The following is a 4,797-nucleotide window of genomic DNA, read 5'->3' on the forward strand; positions in this document are numbered from 1 at the left end:
CGGATGGTATAGGTTCCAGCACTTAAATCAGTAAAGCTGTAGTCACCATTAACATCAGTCGTGGTGCTGGTTTCACCTGCATCAAGAACCCCATCATTATCGCTATCAACAAAGATAGTCCAGTCAGCTAATCCCGCTTCACCTGCATCTTTAACCCCATCGCCATCAATGTCTTCAAACTTCTGTCCACTGATGCTACCGAATTCTTCAACGTTACCGAAGTCAACGCCTGTAACTGTCGTATTACTACCAATTGTGATTAGACTTGGATCAGTCGTTGTTTGAATAAGGTCTGTTGGGGTTATCTGACGAACAAAATAGTCACCTGCTAAAACGTCAGTAAATGAGTATGAACCACCAACAGAGGTTGTTGTTGTGACCAACGAGTCTTTGGTTGGGTCAAAGGCACCTTCATTCGCCTCAAATACGCCGTCACCATCATCTAAAAATAATTTAACCGTGACGTTATCTAAATTCGGATCAGCACCCGCTTCATCATCCCCATCTGCATTAATATCCTCAAACACGCGACCCGAAATCGTACCCTCCGGATCGATTCCCGCCATATCAGCAACAGCAAATTCCTCAAATCCGGCGTCTGAACCATTTATCTCATCGGCACTGCCTAACTTAGCAAATAGATAGACATAAGTGCTACCCGTTGCTCCGGCAAAGGCGCTTTCCGGAACATAAATCGAGGCATCAAACGAACTCGTTCCTGGTGTTAACTCCGCATCAAACAGCACTGAACTGTTTAAATCAAAAACAGCTTGTCCACTATTTAAGGCTCCAGTCAGCGTCTGAGTTGTGGGATCATACCCGCTTAGTGTGGCAGAATTGCCGAGAAAGAGTCTCAACTCTTGCAGTACAATCTCAGAAGCACTATTCTTTTCATTCAAATCCAGGCGAACTTCGCGGAAGGTTTCTCCAGCAATCGTTACCTGTTGCAGTTCAGACAGTTGGAGCGATCGCGCTGACTGCACATCCGGTTGACTAACCGCCGCATCTGTGTTGAATCCTTCCTCTTCCGGAGTGGCTTTCAATTTAAGAAACGAGTCATTAGTTCCAGTATCCGCCAAAGCTAAATCAGATCGAACGATATAAGCACCATTGACAAATCCTGCGGACTGAACTCCGGTTAAATCTAGAACCGAGTCCGTGAAAATATGGGGTTCAGCCGCTTCCCCAGTTTTCAAATCCGTAGCGGTTAACAGGAACGTTTCATTTGCCGAATCATCGGGATTCACATACCATTCGGTGATAATTGTCCCATTTTTTAAACCATCGAGATCGCGAGGACTTCCATCTTTAATCTCCCAAGGATAGTGTCCTTTGCCTGAGTCCGAAGGCGCAACAATCACATCATCGGCTGTACCAAACTCACCATCAGCACCTGCTTCCAAATGTTGCACCTGCAATTTGACCACTGCACCTGGATCAAACCCAGTCGCGGTAATCGTCGCTGTTTCACCCGGTTGGTAATCTTGCTTATCAGTTTCGACTGTTGGCGTACTGGTTGTCTCTGCTTCAGCCGTGTCAATCTGGAATCGCTGAAACACGTTCTTTATCAATGAGTCAGAAACAGCTAGCGGTTCTTCAATGTCTGGAACAATCCCAGATAGATCGTCTAAGCGTGAGTTGGATGGCGTAAGCGGAGCAAGTTCACCTGTAGCCAACTTACTATCAGGAACCGCGTCTAGTTCTAGATGGCGTGGCTCAAAGAACGGCTTTACCTGAGATAAGAGAGAAAAAACTCGATTTAATCCAGGAGACAATAACCGAGGTGAAACTGTCTCGGTCAGCAATTCATATAGAGAAAGGAAGTCTAAATACTTAGTAGCAGTCATCATGAGAGGAACAATTAGCTCTGATCAACAACAGTGAGAATAAGCTGCACCTGATGGAAAGTGTTTCAATTGCTTTTGAAAAAGACACCACACCCATTGCTGGGCAATGGTTTAAACGTTATCAATTTTCAAGCTCTTTTAGGCTGACTATAATTTTTGTAGGCAAATTCACTACACAAAACTATCAAACGCATGGCTTTCAGAACTCATTTCAAATCACTAAATTTATCTGTTCAGCAGATATTGAACGTATGATAACTAAACCTGACACCAGTTTATGTGAAGAATCTGTAAAGTTACTTCTAATTAATGTAAGAGATTGATGAAGCTTGCTTAAAACCCAATATGTAATCATATTAAACTTGTAGTACATAATTTTTATATACTTTTTATCACTTCTGGTAATGAGTCAAACCTATTCCGCTGATAAAAACTAGAAAATGTTGGCAAATGTTCGTGAATATTCGTGAATGTTGGTAAATGTTGGTAAATGTTGGTACAAATGACGACCAACCCAAGCTGGGACTCAATTGCCCCAGTCTCTATACAAAGATTGCAAAGATTGCGCTACTATCAATAAAAAATGAGACGTATGAATCAGTGTCAACCTCAGCAGGTCTGCATTGTCACGGGTGGTAACTCAGGTGTAGGTTTGATGACTGCTGTTGGTCTCGCCCAATTCGGTCATCATGTATTCATCGCCTGTCGCTGTGCAAGCAAAGCTGAGAAAGCTGTCAATTATATTCGCTCCTCCACTGGAAATCCCAAGGTTGAGTTTCTACCACTCGATTTAGCATCCCTTGATTCAGTTCGCACATTTGTGAAACTGTTTCAGGATAGACAACTTCCGCTGCATTTATTAGTAAATAATGCGGGGGTTTTCAATGCCAGAGGTACAACTCAAGAAGGATTTGAACTCATTTTGGGAATTAACTATCTGGGTCACTTTCTCCTGACAAATTTGTTACTGGAAACGCTTCAACATTCAGCCCCAAGTCGCATTATCATGGTTGCCTCGGACTTAGCATTACGCCCCACTTCTATCAAGTGGGAGTGTTTTGTCAGGAAGACACCCTTGAATTTTATAGAACTGTATGCCTTATCAAAATTGTGCTTATTGATCCTGACTCAAGAACTGTCACGGCGCTTAGAGAATACCAACGTAACTGTTAACGCGATTCATCCCGGATTTGTGCAGTCTAATATAACCGTAGGACATCGCTTAAGCAAGTATTTAGGCATAGGTATTTCACCCCAAGAAAGTGCTTCGGGGTTGCTGACTTGTGCAACATCTGCTGATTTTGCAGCGGTAACGGGTAAGTTTTTTGATTATCAGCAGACCGAAATAGAACTTCCTGATCTAGCAAAAGAGATTGAACTCGGTCAACAGTTGTGGGAACAGAGTAGCTTGTGGACAGGCTGTCATCAATACAATCCGAAAACACCCGCCAAACCTGAGACGTCTGTTGGACTTTTGGAACCTTATTCGCTGGCATTGAGTCCCCCTGAACTCGGTTCCCTTACCCAAACTATTGTTGAAACTGTATTGCCTACCCCCCCGCTAAAAAATCAATTTCATCAGTTTATTCGCCTTTTAATTAAACTCAAAATTGGAGGGATAGTTCTACTTTTTAATCAACTTCGCAAAAAAGAGTTTTATATGGAAAGGCATCTTGATTCAGGCGCTGTTTGGGCGATCTGCCAGGATAAAAATTTACGACAGAAGTTAAAAGAGTATTTGGGTGAAGAGTTAGTGTTGTGGCGTTCTGAAATTTGGGTGAATTATCCTTCGCAACAACTGATTCCGTTTTGGCATCAAGACTCCTATCCCAATCTGCTTCAAGGCGAAGGGAAAACGATCAATGTCTACATTGCGCTAACCGAGGTTAATGAATGGAATGGGTTTGAATACATCCCTAATCTTCAACTCACTCCGGATGTCTCTGTGGAAATGAAAGACCCATTTAGTGGCAATCGCTTGTTTAATTTGCCAGAAGACTTAGAACAGCAAGCCATTCCTGTCGTTTTGCGTCCTGGAGAATTTGTTTTATTTACTGATCAACTCATGCATCGTTCGATTCGCAATACCAGTGGTCAAGTTCGGCTAGCCCTCACCCTGCGGCTTACTCAACCCTCTGTTCATATCGTGTCAAGCTATAGTCCTATTTACAGCAAGCCTGTCTTGTTATAAATCCTGCTAACATGAAATATAAGGATTATAAGGAAACGCGGGTTTATTGAAAACCTTTATTCAAGTTAGGAGAGATTTTAAATGTCATTTAAAAAGTTTCTCGCAATTGGCACAACTCTAGTGTTGGTAGGGGGTGGCGCAGCTTATCTCTACGCCAAAGGATTCTGGGGAGTCGCCGACACCCCAGCCGCCAGTGCTAAAGTTATTCCCGATGAAGCGGTGATGGCGGGCTTTATTTCCACTGACCCTCAATCCTGGATGAAGTTGCAGAAGTTTGGTACGCCTGAACTGCAAACGTTAGTGAATCAGAGTCTGGAAAATTTACAAGCAGAAACCTTTAAGGATTCCCAAATTAGTTATGATGAGGATTTAAAACCGTGGTTGGGGAATGTAATGGTCGCCGTTTTACCAACGACTTCTCCAGAAGCTGTGGACGACTTCAATCTGTTGACAGTTGTTACTATCAAAAATAAGTTTAGTCTGTTAAAGTTTGCCAACCAGTTGAAAACTGAGGAAAAACTGGGAAAAACTGAAGAGATTGACTATAACGGGTTGACGATTGTGGAGACAATTGACGAGGGGCAAACCTTCTATTCAGCGGTATTGAGACAGCATTTGGTCATAAGCTGTCATGCATTTAAACTGTGATAAGAGCATTACCCTTATTTTTCAGTTTGCGCCCCCAGTTAATAACTAGCTTGTCTTCATTTAAAAGTTGATGCAACAAAGATTCTAACTCTTCAATGGATTCAAAAAGCC

At 42.7% G+C, this 4,797-nt stretch carries 4 protein-coding genes and 1 pseudogene; 3 read left to right on the forward strand and 2 right to left on the reverse strand.

What is annotated here, in order from left to right; all coding sequences use genetic code 11:
- Positions 1-1,850, reverse strand: a 1,850-nt coding sequence (locus RIG66_RS24130) for an SdrD B-like domain-containing protein (protein ID WP_446381239.1), incomplete at its 3' end; no start/stop codon positions are given.
- 50 nt (positions 1,851-1,900) lie between these two features.
- On the opposite strand from RIG66_RS24130, the gene RIG66_RS24135 reads away from it, so the two are divergent.
- From RIG66_RS24135 to RIG66_RS24145, 3 genes are all read left to right on the forward strand, one after another.
- Positions 1,901-2,170 carry a hypothetical protein gene (locus RIG66_RS24135; protein ID WP_446381240.1) on the forward strand — a complete coding sequence of 90 codons (270 nt, stop codon included), beginning with the start codon at positions 1,901-1,903 and terminating at the stop codon, positions 2,168-2,170.
- Between the two features lie 269 nt (positions 2,171-2,439).
- The gene (locus RIG66_RS24140; RefSeq protein WP_446381242.1) at positions 2,440-4,038 is read left to right on the forward strand and encodes an SDR family NAD(P)-dependent oxidoreductase; all 1,599 of its coding nucleotides are present in this window, start codon (positions 2,440-2,442) and stop codon (positions 4,036-4,038) included.
- Between the two features lie 81 nt (positions 4,039-4,119).
- On the forward strand, positions 4,120-4,686 hold the full coding sequence (locus RIG66_RS24145) for a DUF3352 domain-containing protein (protein ID WP_446381241.1): 567 nt from the start codon (positions 4,120-4,122) through the stop codon (positions 4,684-4,686).
- Here RIG66_RS24145 and RIG66_RS24150 read toward each other — a convergent pair.
- A pseudogene (locus tag RIG66_RS24150) lies at positions 4,676-4,797 on the reverse strand (IS630 family transposase); the annotation flags it as partial. The gene RIG66_RS24145 and the pseudogene RIG66_RS24150 overlap by 11 nt on opposite strands.

It is taken from the genome of Coleofasciculus sp. E2-BRE-01, assembly GCF_040221695.1.
Lineage (GTDB): Bacteria > Cyanobacteriota > Cyanobacteriia > Cyanobacteriales > Coleofasciculaceae > Coleofasciculus.